Raw genomic sequence first — 21,990 nt, 5'->3', positions numbered from 1 at the left:
TTCACGGCGATGGCTTGTTCGCCAACGGGTATCTCGATGATCGCCAATGCCTCTGACGGCCGCTTAGGAGGAGCCTTCAACGGGACAAACGCAGGCAACGCGGGCACTGAGCTGTGCCGGTAAAGCGGCAGCCATTTACGAATGACGTTGGCGTTGATGCCGTGAGCGATGGCGACGCTTGAAACGGTGGCGCCGGGCTGAAGGCATTCCTGAACGACCTGGGCTTTGAACGGTTTGGGATAAGAGCTTCGTTGGCGCATGAAAATCCTGGCGATTAAGGGCGATCGCGTCCGCTTAAAAATACGCGGACACCATCGCCCTTAATGCTGGAGTTTTGAAGGTGACTTGGCCAGACGCTTACGATTCAACTGTATAAGTGGCAAGGCGACTCTCTCGACCCTTGGGGGCGAGTCTATCGCGGTGGGCGAATGGTGGGCTTCAAGGCGTATATCGATCTGAGTGCATGGCCAATGCAAATGACTCCAGTTTTTTCCACACCGATCAATTCCGTTGTTTCTCTTACTCTGAGAGGTCCTTCGCCGCTGGTCGTTAAGGATTTCTTTGCAGCGTTTCCCAACGTTGAAGTGCTGCGTGCGTCAGGCCAGATGAATGGACTACCTGACGGCGTCGGGATGCTCAAGGCATTGCGAGTCGCTGATCTGAGTGACCCATGGGGCCACATAGCGCCAGCCGATATCGAACAGTTGAAAAAGTTGCCACGCTTGCAGGAGCTGAACCTGGAAGGTCAAACCGTCGGGTACGGTTTTTCGGTGCGCGGTATGGCGCAACTGCGCGTGTTGAAACTAGGTAACACAGGGCTTTTAGACCTGCCCGGCGGACTGAGTGAACTGGCCGTGCGGTCACGGTTAGAGGTACTGGACCTTCAACGAAATCCCTATATACGCAATGCTCCTGACGTTACCGGGATGTCCGAGCTGCGGATATTGGATTTGACGCACACCGGAATCAACCAGTTGCCTGTCGGGCTCGGCGCCGAGAATGGCCCCAAAGGGTTGCAAGTGCTGAAACTTGGCGAGAACGCGCTGCTTGAAACGCCTTCGCTGGAAGGAATGAGCAAGTTGCAGGAGCTCGATCTTTCCAACACCGATATCGACACGTTTCCGGAAGGCATTACGTCTGAAATTCCCCGTACAGTTTTGAATCTCGCGAATAATCGAATCAGATCGATTCCCGAGTCCGTGGAGCTTAGAGCAGGCTTCAATTTAACCGGTAATCCTGTCTCCGACCCGGCGTCCCTGAGGCGATTGATATTCGCCCGTCGGCAAACGGGCACCGATATCTGGTTGGGAGTAGAGAGCGTCGATACGTCGGCGGATCTCTGGCTGCGGCATGTACCGCAAGCGCAAGTGCCAGAGAAGTTGGCGCTTTGGGACAGGTTGAATACCATTTCTGAAAACAACCTGTTCAAACGGATTCGAAATCTGAGCCGTACACCTGAATTCTTCGTCGAGCGTCAGCTGTTAGAGCGCCGGGTCTGGGCGTTCCTTGAACATTTCGAAAAGGCAGGCGCTGTCGAAAAGTCGCGCTTGAGAAGCATCGCAAAGGAGGAGGTCAGTCCCGGACAGATGCTGGACAGGCTGGAAAAGGAGTTAAAGGCGTTTGATCCTGGGCGGCAGAACCACCCCTTGCATCATTTACCCAAGCGTCCGAGGGTCAATTGACCCCGAAACCGGGCCAGCGGTGTAAAAGCGGGAATCCCTGACCTGCCTGTATCAGGGTTCCCAAAAAGGTGGACTTCGCTGTTGGCGTCGGTCCGCTGTAAAGAGGGAACCCCCGGCCTGCCTGTACCAAGGATCCCAAAAGGGTAGGCGCATCCGTTGTGGTATGAGCCCGGTGTAAAGAGGGGAATCCCCGGCCTGCCTGTACCAAGGTCCCCGAAACGGGTGGTGAATCGAATCACCTGTAAGCGATATTGCAGGGGGCGTGCCAGTTTTCAGTATTCGGAAACAGAAAAAGTCCCCAGAAGCATGAAAGCCCCGTAATTCGGGGCTTTCATGCTTCTGCAGCTTGGGTTTTTCAGCTTTTTCTGGGTGTTTTTTGAACAGGTTGCGATGCCCGATCACGGGTCCAAGTGCATTAGGTTGGTGCATGGAGGGCTAAATGTGGGAGCAAGCCCACTCCCACATTGGGTCGTGGCTGATCAGCCTTCGTCTCCCTCATCATCATCCCCACCATCGACCTTCATCCCCAGTTCCTTGATCTTGCGCGTCAGGGTATTACGCCCCCAACCCAGCAACACCGCGGCATCACGACGACGCCCGGCGGTATGTTTCAACGCCGTCTCGATCATGATCCGCTCAAATGCCGGCACCGCGCTGTCGAGCAGGTTCGACTGGCCACGCGCCAACGCCTGATCGGCCCACTGACGCAGGGCTTGCTCCCAGTTGGTCACCGGCGCCGAATCCTGTGGCAAGTTCAGCAGTTCCGGTGGCAGGTCGCTGATGTGCACCTCGCGCCCGGACGCCATGACAGTGATCCAGCGGCAGGTGTTTTCCAGCTGACGCACGTTGCCGCCCCACGGCAGGTTTTTCAGGTATTGCTCGGTCTCGCTTTTCAGCAGTTTCGGCTCGACCGCCAGCTCCTGTGCCGCGCGGCTGAGGAAGTGCTTGGCCAGGGTCGGGATGTCTTCGCGACGGTCCGACAGACGCGGGATGTGGATGCGGATCACGTTGAGGCGGTGGAACAAGTCCTCACGGAATTTTCCGGCGTGGACCAGGGTTTCCAGATTCTGGTGGGTCGCGGCGATGATGCGTACGTCGACTTTGACTGGCACATGCCCGCCAACGCGATAGAACTCGCCGTCGGCCAAAACGCGCAGCAGGCGCGTCTGGGTGTCGGCCGGCATGTCGCCGATTTCATCAAGGAACAGCGTGCCGCCGTCGGCCTGTTCGAAACGACCGCGTCGCAGGTTGGCCGCGCCGGTGAACGCACCCTTCTCGTGACCGAACAGTTCGGACTCCATCAGATCCTTGGGAATCGCCGCCATGTTCAGCGCGATAAACGGCGAGGTCGCGCGCGGGCTGTGACGGTGCAGGGCGTGGGCCACCAGTTCTTTACCGGTGCCGGATTCGCCGTTGATCAGCACGGTGATGTTGGAGTGGCTCAAGCGGCCGATGGCGCGAAACACTTCCTGCATCGCCGGCGCTTCGCCGATGATTTCCGGGGTGCGGGTCAGCGAAGGAACGACTTCAAGGCCTTGTTGTTCCTGCGCATGCTGATTGGCGCGTTTGACCAGCGATACGGCTTCATCGACGTCGAACGGCTTTGGCAAGTATTCGAACGCGCCGCCCTGATAGGAGGCAACGGCGCTGTCCAGATCGGAGTGAGCGGTCATGATGATGACCGGCAACCGTGGGTGCTGCTCGCGAATCCGCGCCAGCAGATCAAGGCCGCTGGCACCCGGCATGCGGATGTCGGAAATGATCACGTCCGGCTGCTGACGGGCCAGACGACTCATCACGCCGTCGGCGCTGTCGAAACTCTGGGTGGTCATGCCTTCTTGCTGCAGGGCCTTTTCCAGAACCCAACGGATAGAACGGTCGTCATCGACGATCCACACGGTTTCACTACGGCTCATGTCGATGTGGCTCCTTGTTCCAGTGGCAGAAAGATCGAGAACGTGGTGTGGCCTGGATGGCTTTCACACTCGATCAGGCCCTGGTGCTGGCTGATGATGTTCTGGGTAATGGCCAGGCCCAGCCCGGTACCGTCCGGGCGGCCGCTGACCATGGGAAAGAAAATGGTTTCCTGGAGTTCCGCCGCAATGCCCGGGCCGTTATCGATGATCTCGATCTTGGTCACCAGGCGATGGCGGATATGGCCGATGGTGAACTGGCGCATGGCACGGGTGCGCAGGCTGATGCGGCCCAGGCGCAACTCGTTCTGGCTGCTGATCGCCTGCATCGCGTTGCGGACGATGTTCAGCACCGCCTGAATCATTTGTTCGCGGTCGATCAACACGTCCGGAATGCTTGGGTCATAGTCGCGCACCAACGTGATGCAGCCCTGACTTTCGGCTTCAACCAGATGCCCGACGCGCTCCAGGACTTCGTGGACGTTGCACATGGCCAGCGACGGCAGCTTGTTGGAGCCGAGCATGCGGTCGACCAGATTGCGCAGGCGATCGGCCTCTTCAATGATCACATTGGTGTAATCGCGCAGACTGTCTTCCGGCAGCTCGCGCGCCAGCAATTGCGCTGCGCCACGGATGCCGCCCAGAGGGTTCTTGATCTCGTGGGCGAGGCCGCGCACCAGCATCTTGCTGGTTTCCTGCTTGGAAATTTGCGCCTCTTCCTTGGTGATCCGCAGCAAGCGATCACGCGGGTGGACTTCCAGCAGCAGCAGGGTTGCGCCGTTACTGAGGATGGGCGTCACCGCATAATCCACGGTCAAGGTCTGACCGGTGAGGGCGGTGAGCATCGCTTCGCGTTTGGTGAACGGGTGCGCTTGTTCGACCGCCTGGCGCAACGAATTGAGCGCCTCGGTGGATTCGGTGAACAGCTCGCTGATGAACTGGCCATGGCTGCGCTGCCCGCTGATGGCCAGCAGCATCTCCGCGGCCGGGTTCATGTACTCAAGGCGCAATTGGGCATTGAGCAGAATGGTGGCGGTGGTCAGGTTGTCGAGCAGCAAGCGTGGGATTGCGTCGCTAATAGTCATCAAGGCCTCTTTTGGGGGCGGAGCGTGCGCAAGAAACAAGCGTGTTTGGATGGAAAATGCAAAAACCAAACCAAGGCTCCGAAAAGAAGCGTTCAGCCCCTGAAACGGGCGTTTGACGCTCGTTTGCGTGGCGCTTTGCCAGCTCTTGCGGGTACTTTCGAACCAAAATGGGTTGGAATGTGGGAAGTGTGCAGTTTTTTGCACCAATATAGTGCGCAAAGCACAATGGCGTTAGAAGAAACGCAGGAAGGGGTTTTTCGGCTCTTCAGGTTTGTCTTTCAGCGGACATTCCGGGCGCACACCGTAATCGTCTTTTGTGCAGGGTTTGACCTGGCGTTTCTGTGCCAGCGAAATGCGCAGCATGTGGAAAGGCTGGTTGGCGGTGCGCTCGACGGTGCGGCCCGCGGCATCCAGGATTTCCACCGACAGGTTGTGGCTGCCCCGGTCGATGTTGCTTAGCGGAAAAACCGGGCTGACGCCGGGCTCGCCGGCGGCCTGACCATCCAGCAACAGGCGATATCGATCGCCGGCTTGCAGGCCTGGCTCGTTGGTGACACTGACGATCAATTCGCCGGCGCTGCTGCGGATGGTTGCGTCAGGCTCGGGCACCAGAATACGCAGCATGTCGTAATGAAATGGCGGTTGCTCCGGGGGCTTTTTCGCGGGGGTGATCGGTGCTGCGCCGGTCGGATTGGCGGGCATGCGATTGCTGGTCGCCAATGGAACCTTCCTGGCGTTCCCGCGTGGCTGGTCGGTGTAGACGCGATTGCCTTGGCCATCGACGTAGGTGAACACCTCCGCCGTGGCTTGCAGTGCCGTCAGTGCCAACACAACGATCAGCCATGCGCGGATCATGGCGTGTGCACCCGCTGCACGGTGAAGGTCACTGGAGGGCTCTGCTGAATGATCGTCTGACCATCGATCACCTGCACCGCGAGTCGATGCTCGCCACGATTGATGTTCACCAGTTGCAGGATGGGTACGTTGCTGGGCTGGCCGTAAGGCTCGTCGTCCAGGACCAGCCTGAATTGGTGCGGCGGCTGCAGGCGCGGCTTGATCAACACATTGACGGTGAAGGTGCCGTTGTTGGCGCGCAGGGCTTCTTCGGTGGGCAGGCCGGCGAGTTCGAGAATGTCATAGGCATTGCGCGACGGCTTCGGGTTGTCGGTAGTGGGCGCGGCGGGTGCGCTCGGTGACGGAGGCTCGACTGTGTTGAGCGGCGGCAGGTCAACCGGCTGTGCCTTGACGCCGTCCGGCGAGTGGTCGCTGTACACCGTGTTGCCGTTGGCATCGGTGTACTTGTAGATCTGCGCGGCCGCAGGAACGGCGATCAGCAGCAGGATGGAGAGAAAGAAGCGACCCATGAAATCGACCGGGAATGAACGCGATGGGTTGCAGCATAGGCCAGGTGCTGCGGTAGGCCCAACCCTGGACATATCCAGAGATTATTTGCCCGCCAAAAATCCCTGTGGGAGTGGGCTTGCTCGCGAACGCGGTCGGTCACTGAAGGATATGGCGACTGACAAGACGCCTTCGCGAGCAAGCCCGCTCAGGGTGGTGCGTCGCCAATGAAATCACGGGCAATAAAAAAGGCCTTCCGAAGAAGGCCTCTTTTTGTCACGCCGCGTAGCGCGGCGCTACCGGATCAGCAGCTGTAGTACAGCTCATATTCCAGTGGGTGTACGAAGGTACGGACTTTGATTTCTTCTTCGGATTTCAGCGCGATGTAAGCATCGATGAAGTCGTCGGAGAACACGCCGCCCTTGGTCAGGAACGCACGGCCCTTGTCCAGCTCTTCCAGGGCTTCTTTCAGGCTGCCGCAAACTTGCGGGATCTCTTTCGCCTCTTCAGGCGGCAGGTCATACAGGTTTTTGTCAGCGGCATCGCCTGGGTGGATCTTGTTCTGGATACCGTCCAGGCCGGCCATCAGCAGTGCTGCGAAAGCCAGGTACGGGTTGGCAGCCGGATCCGGGAAACGTGCTTCGATACGACGGCCGCGTGGGCTGTTGACGTAAGGGATACGGATCGAGGCGGAACGGTTGCGCGCCGAGTAGGCCAGCATGACCGGAGCTTCGAAGCCTGGCACCAGACGCTTGTAGGAGTTGGTCGCCGGGTTGGTGAAGCCGTTCAGCGCTTTGCCGTGCTTGATGATGCCGCCGATGAAGTACAGAGCGGTTTCGGACAGGCCGGCATAGCCTTCGCCAGCGAAGGTGTTCTTGCCATCTTTGGCGATGGACATGTGAACGTGCATACCCGAACCGTTATCGCCGTACAGTGGCTTCGGCATGAAGGTCGCGGTGCGGCCGTAAGCGTCGGCAACGTTGTGTACAACGTATTTCAGAGTCTGAACTTCGTCAGCTTTCTTCACCAGTGTGTTGAACTTGACACCGATTTCGTTCTGACCGGCAGTCGCCACTTCGTGGTGGTGAACTTCAACGGTTTGACCCATTTCTTCCAGTGCGTTGCACATGGCAGTACGGATTTCGTGGTCGTGGTCGAACGGCGGAACCGGGAAGTAACCACCTTTGATGCCTGGACGGTGGCCTTTGTTGCCGCCTTCGATGTCCTGGTCGGACATCCACGAGCCTTGTTCGGAGTAGATTTTGAACATCGAGCCGGAGATGTCGGACTTGAACTTCACTTCGTCGAAGATGAAGAATTCTGGCTCGGGACCTGCGAAGACGGTGTCACCGATACCGGTGGTCTTCAGGTATTCCTCGGCGCGGTGAGCGATGGCGCGCGGGTCACGATCGTAACCTTGCATGGTCGACGGTTCGATGATGTCGCAGACCAGGATCAGGGTCGCGTCTTCGGTGAACGGGTCGAGCACGGCCGTTTCGTCGTCCGGCAGCAGGATCATGTCGGAGGCTTCGATGCCTTTCCAGCCTGCGATGGAGGAACCGTCGAACATCTTGCCGACTTCGAAGAAGTCGTCTTCCAGCGCATCGCGAGCCGGCATGGTCACGTGGTGCTGAGTGCCTTTGGTGTCCGTGAAGCGCAGATCAATCCACTTGACGTCATGATCTTTGATGAGTTGAACCGACTTCGACATAGTGTCCTCCGGGTGGCTTAGGGCTAGTAATGGATGCCCTTAATATGGGTGATGCCGGCGCAGATACTCTGCCAAGGCAACCTGCCTCACAAGGGAGCAAATTGCATGCCAGTGCCCCAGCATGGGTTTTTTGCCCCAAATTTACGCTTTTAAAGGTTCAAAGCGCCTTAAAGATGAAAATGTCGCCCCTTAATGTAGCGCTTCAGGTGGAAAATGACCTGTTTTGGTGCAAGCAAAACCTTCTGCACATTAACTGGTTAAACCTTGAGCAATTTCCGCTATAATCCGCGCCCCCCTTTTTCGGCTGGCCCAGCGCGCGCTGTTTTCATGAAACTAATCGTAAAAGTCTTCCCCGAGATCACCATCAAAAGCCGACCTGTCCGGACGAAATTTATCCGCCAGTTGGCCAAGAACATCCGCACCGTGCTCCGTGACCTGGACCCGGCCGTGGTGGTGAACGGTGTGTGGGACAATCTCGAGCTGGAAACCCGCGTTGCCGACCCCAAAGCCTTGAAAGAGATGGTTGAGCGCCTGACCTGCATGCCCGGCATCGCGCACTTTCTGCAGATCGACGAGTACCCGCTGGGCGACTTCGACGACATCACCGAAAAGTGCAAGCAGCACTACGGCGATGCGCTGGCCGGGAAGGTTTTCTCGGTACGCTGCAAGCGCGCGGGCAAGCATGCATTCAGTTCGATGGACGTCGAAAAATACGTCGGCAGCAAGCTGCGTCGCGAGTGCGGCGCTGCCGGAATCGACCTCAAGGCACCGCAAATCGAAGTGCGCATGGAAGTTCGCGACAAACGGTTGTTTGTCATCCACAGCCAGCACAACGGCATCGGCGGTTATCCGCTGGGCGCACTTGAGCAGACCCTGGTTCTGATGTCCGGCGGCTTTGACTCGACCGTTGCGGCCTACCAGATCATGCGGCGCGGCCTGATGGCGCACTTCTGCTTCTTCAATCTCGGTGGTCGTGCCCACGAATTGGGCGTGATGGAAGTCGCGCATTTCATCTGGAAGAAGTACGGAAGCTCGCAACGCGTGCTATTTGTCAGTGTTCCGTTCGAAGAAGTGTTGGGAGAAATTCTCGGCAAAGTCGATAACAGTCATATGGGCGTCGTATTGAAGCGTATGATGTTGCGCGCATCCACGGCCATTGCCGACCGCCTGCACATCGACGCGCTGGTCACCGGTGAAGCGATCTCCCAGGTGTCGAGCCAGACGCTGCCGAACCTGTCGGTGATCGACTGCGTGACCGACAAACTGGTCCTGCGTCCGCTGATCGTCGCCCACAAGCAGGACATCATCGACACGGCCAACGAGATCGGCACTGCCGATTTCGCCCGGCACATGCCCGAATACTGCGGGGTCATTTCGGTCAATCCGAAGACCGCTGCCAAGCGTGGTCGCGTTGAGCACGAAGAGAAAGAATTCGACATGGCGGTGCTCGAGCGAGCGCTCGAAAACGCCAAACTGGTGCCGATCGATCGGGTGATCGACGAATTGGGCCAGGATTTGCAGATTGAAGAAGTCGGCGAAGCGCTGGCCGGTCAGATCGTTATCGACATCCGTCACCCGGATGCCGCCGAGGATGACCCGCTGCAGCTTGCCGGAATAGAAGTACAGACGATGCCGTTCTACGCAGTGAACGCTCGTTTCAAGGAGCTGGATCCGACTCGCCAGTACCTGCTGTATTGCGACAAAGGCGTGATGAGTCGCCTGCATGCTCACCATTTGCTCAGTGAGGGGCATGCCAATGTGCGCGTTTATCGACCGAGCTAAGTGCCCGGGGCTGTTTGCCTGTGGCCTGCGTCACCGGCCCCCCGACACCGCCGTCAAGCTGTAACGGCCATGCCGGACACTACTGTTAATCGCTGCCAAGACTTGTCAGCAAACCGAATCCTCTGATCGAGATACACAAGTGATCGAAAATCTACGCAACATCGCCATCATTGCTCACGTTGACCATGGTAAGACCACCCTGGTAGACAAACTCCTGCGTCAATCCGGCACTCTGGAGCGCAACGAGCTCAACGACGAGCGCGTGATGGACTCCAACGACCAGGAAAAAGAGCGCGGTATTACCATTCTGGCGAAAAACACCGCCATCAACTGGAACGGCTACCACATCAACATCGTGGACACCCCGGGCCACGCCGACTTCGGCGGCGAAGTTGAACGCGTAATGTCGATGGTTGACTCCGTTCTGCTGCTGGTTGACGCTCAAGACGGCCCTATGCCGCAAACCCGTTTCGTGACCAAGAAGGCTTTCGAAGCCGGCCTGCGTCCAATCGTGGTCATCAACAAGGTTGACCGTCCAGGCGCGCGTCCGGACTGGGTTCTGGACCAGATCTTCGACCTGTTCGACAACCTCGGTGCGACCGAAGAACAACTGGACTTCCAGGTTGTTTACGCCTCGGCCCTGAACGGCATCGCCGGTCTGGATCACACCGCCATGGCTGAAGACATGACCCCGCTGTACCAAGCGGTCGTCGACCACGTTCCGCCTCCGGCCGTTGACCGTGACGGTCCGTTCCAGATGCAGATCTCCGCTCTGGACTACAACAGCTTCCTGGGTGTTATCGGTGTTGGCCGTATCGCTCGTGGTCGCGTCAAGCCGAACACCCCGGTTGTCGCTATCGACGCCGACGGCAAAGAACGCAAAGGCCGTATCCTGAAGCTGATGGGTCACCACGGTCTGCACCGCATTGACGTTGAAGAAGCAGCGGCCGGCGACATCGTCTGCATCAGCGGCTTCGACGAGCTGTTCATCTCTGACACACTGTGCGACCCGCTGACTGTTGAAGCGATGAAGCCGCTGACCGTTGACGAGCCAACCGTTTCCATGACGTTCCAGGTAAACGACTCGCCATTCTGCGGTAAAGAAGGCAAGTTCGTGACCTCCCGTAACATCAAGGAGCGTCTGGACAAAGAGCTGCTGTACAACGTTGCACTGCGCGTTGAAGAAGGCGACACCGCTGACAAGTTCAAGGTTTCCGGTCGTGGTGAGCTGCACCTCTCGGTACTGATCGAAACCATGCGTCGCGAAGGCTTCGAAATGGCTCTGGGCCGTCCGGAAGTGATCATTCGTGAAGTGAACGGCGTGAAACAAGAACCGTTCGAAAACGTGACCATCGACATCCCTGAAGATTCGCAGGGCAAGGTCATGGAAGAGATGGGTCTGCGTAAAGGCGACCTGACCAACATGGTGCCGGATGGTAAAGGCCGTGTTCGTCTGGAATACAACATCCCTGCTCGCGGTCTGATCGGTTTCCGTAACCAGTTCCTGACCCTGACCAACGGTGCTGGCATCCTGACCTCGATCTTCGACCGCTACGACACCGTCAAGTCGGGCCACATGTCCGGCCGTCAGAACGGCGTTCTGGTGTCGGTTGAAACCGGTAAGGCACTGACCTACTCGCTGGAAACCCTGCAGGCTCGCGGCAAGCTGTTCGTAGAACACGGCCAGGAGATCTACAACGGTCAGATCGTTGGTCAGAACAGCCGTGACAACGACCTGGGTGTGAACCCAACCAAAGGCAAGAAGCTCGACAACATGCGTGCTTCGGGTAAAGACGAAACCATCGCTCTGGTCCCACCAGTTCGCTTCACTCTGGAACAGGCTCTGGAATACATCCAGGAAGACGAACTGTGCGAAGTCACGCCTAAGTCCATCCGTCTTCGCAAGAAGATCCTGGACGAAAGCGAGCGTACCCGCGCTGCCAAGAAAGCCAAGGCGTAATTTAGCCCGCGCTTGAAAAAACGCCCCCGGTCGCGAGACCGGGGGCGTTTTTGTTTGTCTGGGGGGATTCGGTGTTTTTGTCGGCCTCTTCGCGAGCAAGCCCGCTCCCACAGGGAACCATGGCGTACACAAGATTTGTGTTCACCGAGAATCTACTGTGGGAGCGGGCTTGCTCGCGAGGGCGGCCGATCAGCCGCCGAAAATCTCAGTAACGATCAAAACTTCTCGATCGCGCGGAAATTCTGCTCGCGCACCACTTCCTTCGGCTTGTACGCGCAATACCCCGGTCGCGGCCCAATCCTGGGGTGATTGCGGCAGGTGTCCGGGCGCTTGTCATAAATGGTGCACAGGCGCGACTTACGATCCAGGTAGTAGCAATCGTTGTTGCTCATGCGCTGCAGGGTGAAGATCCCCGACTTCTGATTGAAGCGCTCGACCAGTCCTTCCTTTTGCAGGCGCTTGGCGATGTTTTTCGGCGGATCGCCCAACTCGAACTCGTCGACCACGCCGATGCGCACCAGATCCTTGATCTTCACCTCGACCGGCAGCGTGCAGCAGCTGGAGACACAAGAGCCGCACATCGGGGCCGAGTATTTGGCCCACGTATCGAGACGATCGATCTCGGCGGCGGCAATCAGGTTGGGCTTCATCATCGGGAGTTACCAGGCGTATGCATCAGGGCGCGCGATCATACCGGGACGGGTGAATTTTTGAACAACCTTTCGCCAGATTTTTTCTATAGGCCGCCATTTGACCGGACAAGTCGGCACGGCCCCTGCATTCATTGGGGGAGATGCCAAGCGATTGCCGGGCTATCTCACAGTCCCGGGAAATACCGCCGAACCAGAGCCGCTACCGTCGGTCAGACCGTCTAGGCTCAGACAATTCCCCGCTCGCCCGAGGTCGTATCGATGACTCAAGAACCATTAGTTCGCGAAGCAGAGGTGGCCGCATTCCGCGACGCCGTCCTGACCAAACTCACCTACGCGGTGGGCAAAGACCCCGATCACGCCTTTGACCATGACTGGTTCGAAGCCATTGCCCTGGCGGCGCGCGATCACATGGTCGAGCACTGGATGGATCACACCCGGCAGATCTACCGCAAAGGCCAGAAGCGGGTGTATTACCTCTCGCTGGAATTCCTCATCGGCCGCTTGCTTTACGACAGCCTGAGCAACCTCGGTCTGCTCGACGTTGCCCGAGAGGCGCTGACCGAACTGGGTGTCGATCTGGAACGCATTCGCCTGCTGGAGCCTGACGCAGCGCTGGGTAATGGCGGTCTCGGACGATTGGCTGCGTGCTTCATGGAAAGCATGTCCACCCTCGGCATCGCCGGCCATGGCTACGGCATTCGTTATGAACACGGCTTGTTCCGTCAGGCCATCGTCGACGGCTGGCAGCAGGAACAGACCGAACACTGGCTGGATTTCGGTAACCCGTGGGAGTTCGAGCGGCCGGAAGTCGTCTACGCCATCGGTTTTGGTGGCAGCGTTGAAACCGTCACCGATGCCAGTGGTAAGACCCGGCAAGTCTGGTCGCCGGCCGAAACCGTTCGGGCGATTGCCTATGACACGCCGGTCGTCGGCTGGCGCGGGGCAAGCGTCAACACCTTGCGCCTGTGGCGGGCTCGGGCCATGGAAGATCTGCACCTGGAACGTTTCAACGCCGGTGACCACTTGGGCGCCGTGGCCGAGGTGGCTCGTGCCGAAAGCATCTCCCGCGTGCTCTATCCGGCGGACAGCACCGAAGCGGGGCAAGAACTGCGTCTGCGCCAGGAATATTTCTTCGTCGCCGCATCTTTGCAGGACTTGCTCCGTCGTCATCGCAACATGCACACCTCGGTGTTGACCCTGGGTGATCACGCCGCCATTCAGCTCAACGACACCCACCCGTCAATTGCCGTCGCCGAACTGATGCGCCAACTGGTCGACGTCTACGACGTGGCGTGGGATGCGGCGTGGCAGGTCACCGTGGACACGCTGTCGTATACCAACCACACCTTGCTGCCCGAAGCGCTGGAAACCTGGCCGGTGGGTTTGATGGAGCGCATGCTGCCGCGGCACATGCAGATCATTTACCTGATCAATGCCCAGCACATCGATTCATTGCGGGCCAAGGGTATTCACGACTTCGACGTACTGCGTGCGGTGTCGCTGATCGAAGAGGACAACGGCCGCCGGGTGCGCATGGGCAACCTCGCGTTCCTCGGTTCGCATAGCGTCAACGGCGTGTCAGGGCTGCACACGCAACTGATGCGCAAAACCGTGTTTGCCGAATTGCACAAGCTCTACCCGGAGCGGATCAACAACAAAACCAACGGCATCACCTTCCGCCGCTGGCTGTTCCAGGCCAACGCCGAATTGACCTCGATGCTGGTCGATGCGCTTGGCCCGGATATTTTGGACAAGCCGGAAGAACGCCTGCTCGACCTCGAACCGTTCGCAGAAAAACCGGCCTTTCGCAAAGCCTTCGCCGAGCAGCGGTTACACAGCAAAAAGGCCTTGGCTTATCTGATTCACGAACGGCTGGGGATCGCGGTCAACCCGGCGGCGATGTTCGATGTGCAGGTCAAACGGATCCATGAATACAAACGCCAGTTGCTCAACCTGATGCACACCGTGGCGTTGTATCAGGCGATCCGCGCCGAGCCTGAAATCGACTGGGTGCCGCGAGTGAAAATTTTCGCCGGTAAAGCGGCGGCCAGTTATCACCAGGCCAAGCTGATCATCAAACTGACCAACGACATCGCCCGGGTGGTGAACAACGACCCGACCGTGCGTGGCTTGCTGAAAGTGGTGTTCCTGCCCAATTACAACGTCAGTCTGGCGGAGAGCATTATTCCGGCGGCGGACTTGTCCGAGCAGATATCCACCGCCGGTTTCGAGGCTTCAGGCACCAGCAACATGAAGTTCGGCCTCAACGGTGCCCTGACCATCGGTACGCTGGACGGCGCCAACGTGGAGATGTGCGAGCGTATTGGCGCCGAGCACATGTTCATCTTCGGCCTCAGCGCCCAGCAGGTCGAAGCGCGTAAACAGAACCACGAGTTCAGCGCTGCGCCGGACATCGCCGCGTCCCATCGCCTCAACGATGTGCTGCAAGCGATCCGCAGCGGCGTGTTCTCGCCGGACGACACCTCGCGTTATACAGGGCTGATCGACTCGCTGGTCGATTACGACCGGTTCCTGGTCTGCGCCGACTTCGACTCCTACTGGGAGGCGCAGAAGCGCGTTGAAGAGCTTTGGCACGACAGCAATAAATGGTGGCGTTCGGCGGTGCTCAACACGGCGCGGATGGGCTGGTTCTCCTCCGACCGGACGATTCGCGAGTACGCCACGGATATCTGGAAAGCGCTGGAGTAACTTTGCGCAACAAATGTGCGTAAGGCCCAACGTTTGTTGGGCGGCATCGATATACTGAGCGCCGGTTACCGGATGTATCAGTCACCACAAGACCCCGGTGGGAGCGGGCTTGCTCGCGAAAGCGGTGCATCAGTCAATTTTAATATCGACTGACGACGCCTTCGCGAGCAAGCCCGCTCCCACCGTTAGATTGTGCCTAGACTGAAGCAACTGCCGGGATTGCCCCTTTACGGGGCCGCTTAGGGATATCGACCATGCAATGGATGTTCATGTTGATCGGGCTGGTGCTCGGCTGGCTGCTTGACGAGTCGTTCAGCACGGCGCTGTTGGGTGCTCTGCTGGGACTTGCGAGTGGGCAAACGCTGCGCATCGCCCGGATCGGCACACAGGCCGCCGAACAACAGCGTCAACTTGAACAGGCAAAGGTCGCCTTGCAGGCGGTCGAGCAGCGGCTGTTTCTGCTCGAAGGCACGCCCGTGCAAGCCGCACCGCCGTCGAGTGCGGCACCGGCCAGTGAACCTGTCGTCGAACCCCAAAACATCGTTGAACAGGCGCCGGTGTCCGAACTGGTTTGGGAACTGCCGCCCGAACTCGAACCGATCTCTGCCGCTGCCGAGGAAACCAGCCAACCGCTGCCGGACGACGTCTGGCGCCTCGAAGCCGTGACCACCGAACCTCAACAACCCGCCGAGCCCCGTGGCCCGAACTTGATCGAGCGTGGCATCAGCGCGGCACGCAACTGGCTGTTCGGTGGCAACACCGTGCTGCGCGTTGGCGTGGTGCTGTTGTTCTTCGGCCTGGCGTTTCTGCTGCGCTATGCCACCGAAGGCATGGTGGTGCCGATCGAACTGCGTTACGCCGGGGTCGCTGCCGCGGCACTGGGCTTGCTGGCGCTGGGCTGGTGGCTGCGGCACCGCAACAGCAGTTATGCGTTGATGCTGCAAGGCACCGGCATCGCGGTGTTGTACCTGACAGTGTTTGCGGCGATGCGCCTGCATCCGTTACTGGAGCCGTCGGCCGCGCTGGGCTTGCTGGTGGCGGTCACGGTGTTCTCGGCGATTCTGGCGATTACCCAGGACGCCCTGGCGCTGGCGTGTGTCGCCGCGCTCGGCGGTTTCGCTGCACCGATTCTGACTTCGACCGGCGCTGGCAACCATGTCGCGCTGTTCAGTTATTTCGCGCTGCTCAACGCCGGCATCTTCGCCATCGCCTGGTTCAAGGCCTGGCGCCTGCTCAACCTGATTGGCTTCGTTGGCACCTTTGGCATCGGTTTCGCCTGGGGGCTGCGTTCTTATGCGCCGCAGCTTTTGTGGAGCACCGAGCCGTTTCTGATTCTGTTCTTCCTGATGTACCTGGCCATTGGCTTGTTGTTCGCCCGCCGAAAACTACTCGACATGCCTGATGCTCCGGCAGACGGCGACCGTGAGGCGCTGCTGCACTGGTCGGCGCGCAAGGGTGACTACGTCGATGGGACGATGCTGTTCGGCCCGCCGATTGTCGGCTTTGGTTTGCAGTTTGCGCTGGTGCAGCATCTGGAGTTCGCGGCGGCATTCAGCGCCCTCGCACTGGGCATGATCTACATGGGCCTGGCCAAAGTGTTGATGGGCGGGCGTGCCGTGCTGCTGGGCGAAACCTGTCTGGCGCTGGGGGTGATTTTTGCCAGTCTGGCGATTCCGCTCGGGCTCGATGCACGTTGGACGTCTGCGGCGTGGGCAGTGGAGGGCGCGGGGATTTTCTGGCTCGGCTTGCGTCAGCATCGCCCCTTCGCCCGGGCCTTTGCTTTGCTGTTGCAACTGGGGTCGGCGCTGGCGTTCCTCAGTCAGTTGCGCATCGGCGAGAGCAGTCTGCTCGATGGGGCACCGTTAGGTGCGCTGATGCTCGGCGTCGCGTTGTTGTTCAGCTTCTATCAACTGCGCAAAGCCACGCCGGAACAGGCCTCGCCTTGGGAACGCCAAGGTCTGCCGGTGCTGGCGTGCCTGGGCCTGACGTGCCTTTACCTGCTGGCGCCGCTGTACTTCTTCATCCAGGGCACGGCGATCAGTTGGGCGCTGGCCGGTCTGGCGACGTTGTTCGTCGGTCTGCGCCTGCAATCGCGCACGTTCCTGTTCACGGCGTTTGCCGTGCAACTGCTGGGTGGCGCGTTGTTCCTGCTGCGCTTGCAAGGCGGGGGCGTAGATTCGGCCGCGGTTTTCAGCGCCGGCTGGAGCGGTTTGCTCAGTGCCTCCTTGATCGGACTGGCCCTGATCGCCGGCATGTTGCTGGCCGCTCGCGATGAGATGGTGCACGCCGATGTGCGTCTGCTGCGCGGCTTGTCGGTGGTGCTGCTGGCCGGTCTGGTGCTGATCAATCTGGCGGTGCTGTTCGTGCTGCCGTGGCAGACCGCGAGTGCGGTGTGGGCCGCCAGCGGTTTGCTGATCATCTGGCTGAGCCTGTACCTCAAGCAGCGAGTGAGTTTTGTCTTCGGTCTGCTGTTGCAGGTGATCGGCGGCGCGGCGTTTTTGCTCGCCGGTTCCGAGTGGCTTGGGCCGTTGGCCAGTGAAGGTTCCAAGCCGTTGGCGCACGGCGGATTCTGGACGCCGTTGGTGCTGAGCCTGGCCGCGATGATCGGCGCTTGGCGCCTGCAACTGGGTCATCATGCGTCGGCGTTTGATGTGTTGAGTTTGCAGCGTTTGTCCGAGGTGTTGCTGGTGTGGGGCGCCGGTTGGTGGACGTTCGCGTGGGTCAATGAAGTGCTGGGCTTTGCGCCAGTGAATCTTGAAGACTCTCTGCTGTTGCTGGTCGCGGCACTGAGTGTGGCATTGTGGACGCTGCTGTCACTGCGCTTGAAATGGCCGGCGCTGGGTTTGCTGTGCACCTTGTTGATGCCGGCCGCCGGGCTGGTTTTGCTCATGGCTTGGCATTCGCGTTATCACCCGGCGGCAGACGTCGGCTGGCTGGCGTGGGCTGTGGTGTTCGCGGTGCATTTCCTCAGCTTGCGGCGCTTGGCGCCGATGCTGCCGGCGCAGGCCTTGAGCACTGCGCATGTGCTGGGCTGCTGGCTATTGATCGGCGTGCTGGCGCTGGAACTGCGCTACGGCTTGCTGCTGTTGTCCGAGCAATACAACGCTTGGCGTTGGTTGGGCTGGGCGATTTTGCCGAGCCTGTATCTGTTGCTGGCGGCCGCACCGCGCAATTGGCCTTGGCCCGTCGCCGCGTTTGCCCGCCAGTACCGCTTGTACGCCGCTGCACCGTTGGCGGTGTTGATGCTCGGCTGGTTCTGGCTGGCCAACGGGATCAGCGATGGCAACGCCGAACCGCTGCCTTACGTGCCGCTGCTCAACCCGCTGGAACTGGGCCTGCTGTTTGCGCTGTTCGGCGTTTATGTCTGGTCGCGCAGCACGGTGTCGCAGTTGTCGATCCGACAGGACTACGCCGATTACGCCACGCAACTGATCGCCGGAGTTTCGCTGTTCGCCTTCTGCACCGCGTTGGTGACTCGCGCCGCACATCATTGGGCCGGGATCCCCTTCGAACTCGATCAGTTGCTGGCGTCGATGCTGGTGCAGGCCGGGTTGTCCATTGTCTGGACGCTGATGGCGCTGGGACTGATGATCGGCGGGCATCTGCGTCATCGCCGCCAAGTGTGGCTGATCGGCGCGGCGCTGATTGCGCTGGTGGTGGCCAAACTGATTTTTGTCGAATTGAGCAACCGTGGCGGCCTCGCCCGGATCGTCTCGTTTATCGGCGTTGGCGTGTTGCTGCTGGTGGTCGGCTACTTCGCGCCGCTGCCGCCCAAACGCACCGAAGCTGACCCGGTGGCGGACAAACCGGCCCCGGACACCGAAGGAGTTTCATCTTGAGTCGTATGCTGAATCTGGGTTGGTTGGCGTTGGGCGTGGTGATGACGGCTGGCGCCCAGGAAAAACCGGCGGACTTCGCCACGCAGGTGCCGCTGACCGTCAGTGGCAACGGCCCGTGGTACCGCCTCGAACTGCCGCTGAATGTGCAATTGCAGGCGCGCCAGACCGATCTCAGCGATCTGCGCGTATTCAACGCCGCCGGCGAACCGCAGGCTTACGCCTTGGCCCGCGAATCGGCGCAGACCCGCGACGACGGGCAGTTGCATGACGTGAAGTGGTTCCCGCTGTACAACGCCGCCGACGCCTCGGAGCGCGCACCGAACGTGCGCGTGCAATCGACCACCAACGGCACGCTGGTCGAGGTGCAGCCGTCCAGCCAATTGGAGGCGGGCGAAGAAGTGCTGCGCGGGTGGTTGCTCGACGCGAGCGCGATCAAAGCGCCGTTGCAGCAATTGATTCTCGACTGGACCAGCGAGCGCGACGGCTTTCAGCGCTTCAGCATTGAGGCCAGTGATGACTTGCAGCATTGGCAGGCCTGGGGCGAGGGGCAGGTCGCACGGCTGACCTTTTCCGACGAGCGAATCGAGCAGCATGAAGTGACGCTGCCGGGGCAGTCGGCGCGTTATGTGCGCTTGCTGTGGGATTCACCGAACTCGGCGCCGAACCTGACGTTGGCGCAAGTGAAAAGCAGCGACCCGCGCAATTTGCCGCTGCCGTTGGTCTGGTCGCAGGACCTGGCCGGCAGCAGCACCAAGGCCGGGGAATACACCTGGCAGTTGCCGATGGGGCTGAACGTCGAACGGGTGCAGGTTGAACTCAAAGAGCCGAACAGCCTGGCACCGGTGACGTTGGCGGGGCGGCGCGAGAGTAGTCTGCCGTGGCAGACGTTGAGCAGTGGCTTGCTGTATCGCCTGACGCAGAATGATCAGGACGTGGTGCAGAACGAAATGTCGCTTTACGGGCAGCCCGTTCAGCAGTTGAAACTGACCGTAGATGAGCGCGGCGGCGGCTTGGGAGAGCAGGCGCCGAGCTTGAAATACGCAGTGCGGGCGACGCAGGTGGTCTTTCTGGCGCGTGGCGCAGGGCCGTACAGCCTGGCGCTGGGCAATCCGACGGTGAAAACGGCGAACCTGCCGCTGGCTACGCTGATTCCCGATTTCAAACCGCAGAAACTGGCGACGTTGGGTAAGGCGACGGTGCAGGGCCAAGCCATCAACACGCCCGCCTCGACAACAGCCACTACGGCAGTCGTTGAAACCAACTGGAAGAAGTTGGGGCTGTGGGCGGTGTTGTTGTTGAGTGTGGTGTTCCTTGGAGTGATGGCGGCGAGTCTGCTGCGTAAACCTCCCGCCAAGTCCTGAGAATGGCTGGCGCTGCGCGCCATGCGCGAGCAAGTCCGCTCCCACAGTTGATCTTCAGTGGACACAAGTCTGTATTCAAGGGAGATCCCTTGCTCGCGAAGACGGCCAATCGGTCGAAAAAAAACCGGGCTACCATCCATCCCGTTTCCAACTACGCTAAATCCGGTGCCTGAACTCTCCGGGCCCGATCACGTCTGATAGATGCAATTGCACCCCAACGCACGTTACCGGGCGTCTTTGCTCGCTACGTTTTCAGACTCCCTGTAAACTGCGCGGGTTTTCAGCCCACCATTCCACCGGAGCCGTCCATGTCCCGCGTTACCTTGAGTCGCTATTTGATTGAGCAGACCCGCAGCAACAACACTCCTGCCGATCTGCGCTTCCTGATCGAAGTGGTGGCGCGTGCCTGTAAGGAAATCAGCCACGCCGTGTCCAAAGGCGCCCTGGGCGGTGTTCTGGGCAGCATGGGCACTGAAAACGTACAAGGCGAAGTGCAGAAGAAGCTCGATGTGATCTCCAACGAGATTCTGCTCGAAGCCAACGAATGGGGCGGTCACCTGGCCGGCATGGCGTCCGAAGAAATGGACAATGCCTACCAGATCCCGGGCAAGTACCCGAAAGGCGCCTACCTGCTGGTGTTCGACCCACTGGACGGTTCGTCGAACATCGACATCAACGCCCCGGTCGGCACCATTTTCTCGGTATTGCGTTGCCCGAACGAATACCTGAGCCAGAACGAAGCGCTGAACGAAAAAGCTTTCCTGCAGCCAGGCACCGAGCAGGTCGCTGCCGGTTACGCGATCTACGGGCCTCAGACCATGCTGGTACTGACCCTGGGCGACGGCGTCAAAGGCTTCACCCTGGACCGCGAAATGGGCAGCTTCGTGCTGACTCACGAAGACATCACCATTCCTGAGTCCACCCAGGAGTTCGCCATCAACATGTCCAACCAGCGTCACTGGGAAGCTCCGGTGCAGCGCTACGTCGACGAGTTGCTGGCCGGCGAAGAAGGTCCACTGAAAAAGAACTACAACATGCGTTGGGTCGCGGCGATGGTTGCCGACGTGCACCGCATCCTGACCCGTGGCGGTCTGTTCATGTACCCGCGCGACAGCCGCGAGCCGTCCAAGCCGGGCAAATTGCGTCTGATGTACGAAGCCAACCCGATGTCGTTCCTGGTGGAACAAGCGGGCGGCGCGTCCACCGACGGCCACCAGCGTATCCTCGACATTCAGCCGGAAGGTCTGCACCAGCGTGTTGCGGTGTTCCTCGGTTCGAAAGAAGAAGTCGCACGCGCCACGGCCTACCACAAGGCTTAAGCCATGAACGCGCCTTGGCAACCGTTGCTCGATTGGTGGTTCGGTCACGCCGAATCACCGGACGAGGTTTCGGCTGACAAGGGCAAGCTGTGGTTCGGCAAGAAAGACAGCCAGGACCTCGAAGCGCGTGAGCGGTTCGGGGTCTTTGTCGATCAGGCCCTGGCGGGCGAACTGACCGAGTGGACGCAATGTCCCGAAGGTTGGCTGGCGGTGGTGCTGTTGCTCGATCAACTGCCGCGAATGATCTTTCGCGATTCTCCCAAAGCATTCGCTGGCGATCTGCGCGCGCAGCAACTTGTCGCGCAAGGCATTGCTGCGGATTTCGACCGGCAACTGAAGCCGATTCAACGGGTATTCATCTATCTGGTGTTCGAACACTGCGAAAACCTTGCGGTGCAGAACGAAGCGGTTTCGCGGTTTATCGGTCTGGTGGCTGAGCAGCCGGAGGCAGAGCGTGCGGTGTTTGCCGACAATCTGGATTATGCCGAGCGGCATCAGAAAGTGATTGCAAGGTTTGGGCGGTTTCCGCATCGCAATGCGGTGTTGGGGCGCGAGTCTACGGCTGAGGAGTTGGCGTTTCTTTGCGGGCCGGGTTCCAGATTTTAGATCTCAGTGCGGCTGATGCTGCTTTCGCG

The 21,990-nt window shown here is 59.6% G+C and carries 15 protein-coding genes; 8 read left to right on the top strand and 7 right to left on the bottom strand.

Annotated features, from left to right (window positions below; genetic code table 11):
• A partial coding sequence (gene tnpA / locus AACY02_RS17345) for an IS66-like element accessory protein TnpA (RefSeq protein ID WP_339432998.1) occupies positions 1–260 on the bottom strand: 260 nt, incomplete at its 3' end.
• Between the two features lie 168 nt (positions 261–428).
• Here tnpA and AACY02_RS17340 point away from each other — a divergent pair.
• Complete coding sequence (locus AACY02_RS17340; protein WP_339432997.1) at positions 429–1,682, top strand: leucine-rich repeat domain-containing protein; 1,254 nt, start codon at positions 429–431, stop codon at positions 1,680–1,682.
• A gap of 479 nt (positions 1,683–2,161) precedes the next feature.
• On the opposite strand, the gene ntrC is transcribed toward AACY02_RS17340, so the two are convergent.
• From ntrC to glnA, 5 genes are all read right to left on the bottom strand, one after another.
• Positions 2,162–3,598, bottom strand: a complete 1,437-nt coding sequence (gene ntrC, locus AACY02_RS17335) for a nitrogen regulation protein NR(I) (protein WP_339432996.1) — start codon at positions 3,596–3,598, stop codon at positions 2,162–2,164.
• Positions 3,595–4,680, bottom strand: a complete 1,086-nt coding sequence (glnL, locus tag AACY02_RS17330; protein WP_339432995.1) for a nitrogen regulation protein NR(II) — start codon at positions 4,678–4,680, stop codon at positions 3,595–3,597. Before glnL ends, ntrC begins: the two co-directional genes overlap by 4 nt.
• A 231-nt stretch (positions 4,681–4,911) precedes the next feature.
• A complete protein-coding gene (locus AACY02_RS17325; protein ID WP_339432994.1) occupies positions 4,912–5,535 on the bottom strand; it encodes a DUF4124 domain-containing protein in 624 nt (207 codons plus the stop codon).
• A complete protein-coding gene (locus AACY02_RS17320; RefSeq protein ID WP_339432993.1) occupies positions 5,532–6,044 on the bottom strand; it encodes a DUF4124 domain-containing protein in 513 nt (170 codons plus the stop codon). The genes AACY02_RS17325 and AACY02_RS17320 overlap by 4 nt, the downstream gene beginning before the upstream one ends.
• A gap of 281 nt (positions 6,045–6,325) precedes the next feature.
• Positions 6,326–7,732: a glutamate--ammonia ligase gene (gene glnA / locus AACY02_RS17315; protein ID WP_016985745.1), complete on the bottom strand. Its 1,407-nt coding sequence runs from the start codon at positions 7,730–7,732 to the stop codon at positions 6,326–6,328.
• Between the two features lie 327 nt (positions 7,733–8,059).
• Here glnA and thiI point away from each other — a divergent pair, with 327 nt between their 5' ends.
• On the top strand, positions 8,060–9,514 hold the full coding sequence (gene thiI / locus AACY02_RS17310) for a tRNA uracil 4-sulfurtransferase ThiI (RefSeq protein ID WP_339432992.1): 1,455 nt from the start codon (positions 8,060–8,062) through the stop codon (positions 9,512–9,514).
• Positions 9,515–9,653: 139 nt separating this feature from the next.
• Positions 9,654–11,474 (top strand): translational GTPase TypA, encoded by a 1,821-nt coding sequence (gene typA / locus AACY02_RS17305; protein WP_339432991.1) that lies wholly within the window; start codon positions 9,654–9,656, stop codon positions 11,472–11,474.
• A 215-nt stretch (positions 11,475–11,689) separates the two neighbouring features.
• On the opposite strand, the gene AACY02_RS17300 is transcribed toward typA, so the two are convergent.
• Positions 11,690–12,127: a YkgJ family cysteine cluster protein gene (locus tag AACY02_RS17300; protein WP_339432990.1), complete on the bottom strand. Its 438-nt coding sequence runs from the start codon at positions 12,125–12,127 to the stop codon at positions 11,690–11,692.
• A 258-nt stretch (positions 12,128–12,385) separates the two neighbouring features.
• On the opposite strand from AACY02_RS17300, the gene AACY02_RS17295 reads away from it, so the two are divergent.
• The 5 genes from AACY02_RS17295 to AACY02_RS17275 all read left to right on the top strand — a co-directional run bounded on the left by AACY02_RS17295 (position 12,386) and on the right by AACY02_RS17275 (position 21,961).
• Positions 12,386–14,836 (top strand): glycogen/starch/alpha-glucan phosphorylase, encoded by a 2,451-nt coding sequence (locus AACY02_RS17295; RefSeq protein ID WP_339432989.1) that lies wholly within the window; start codon positions 12,386–12,388, stop codon positions 14,834–14,836.
• A 254-nt stretch (positions 14,837–15,090) separates the two neighbouring features.
• Positions 15,091–18,675 (top strand): DUF2339 domain-containing protein, encoded by a 3,585-nt coding sequence (locus tag AACY02_RS17290; RefSeq protein ID WP_339432988.1) that lies wholly within the window; start codon positions 15,091–15,093, stop codon positions 18,673–18,675.
• Entirely contained in the window at positions 18,672–20,036 is a 1,365-nt protein-coding gene (locus tag AACY02_RS17285) for a DUF3999 domain-containing protein (RefSeq protein ID WP_339432987.1), read from the top strand. The genes AACY02_RS17290 and AACY02_RS17285 overlap by 4 nt, the downstream gene beginning before the upstream one ends.
• A 308-nt stretch (positions 20,037–20,344) precedes the next feature.
• The gene (locus tag AACY02_RS17280) at positions 20,345–21,355 is read left to right on the top strand and encodes a class 1 fructose-bisphosphatase (RefSeq protein WP_187678860.1); all 1,011 of its coding nucleotides are present in this window, start codon (positions 20,345–20,347) and stop codon (positions 21,353–21,355) included.
• A 3-nt stretch (positions 21,356–21,358) separates the two neighbouring features.
• Complete coding sequence (locus AACY02_RS17275) at positions 21,359–21,961, top strand: DUF924 family protein (RefSeq protein WP_339432986.1); 603 nt, start codon at positions 21,359–21,361, stop codon at positions 21,959–21,961.
• Positions 21,962–21,990: the final 29 nt, after the last annotated feature.

This window comes from Pseudomonas sp. EA_65y_Pfl2_P78 (genome assembly GCF_963970495.1).
Taxonomy (GTDB): domain Bacteria; phylum Pseudomonadota; class Gammaproteobacteria; order Pseudomonadales; family Pseudomonadaceae; genus Aquipseudomonas; species Aquipseudomonas baetica_A.
This window is presented reverse-complemented; position numbering and strand designations above follow the sequence as displayed.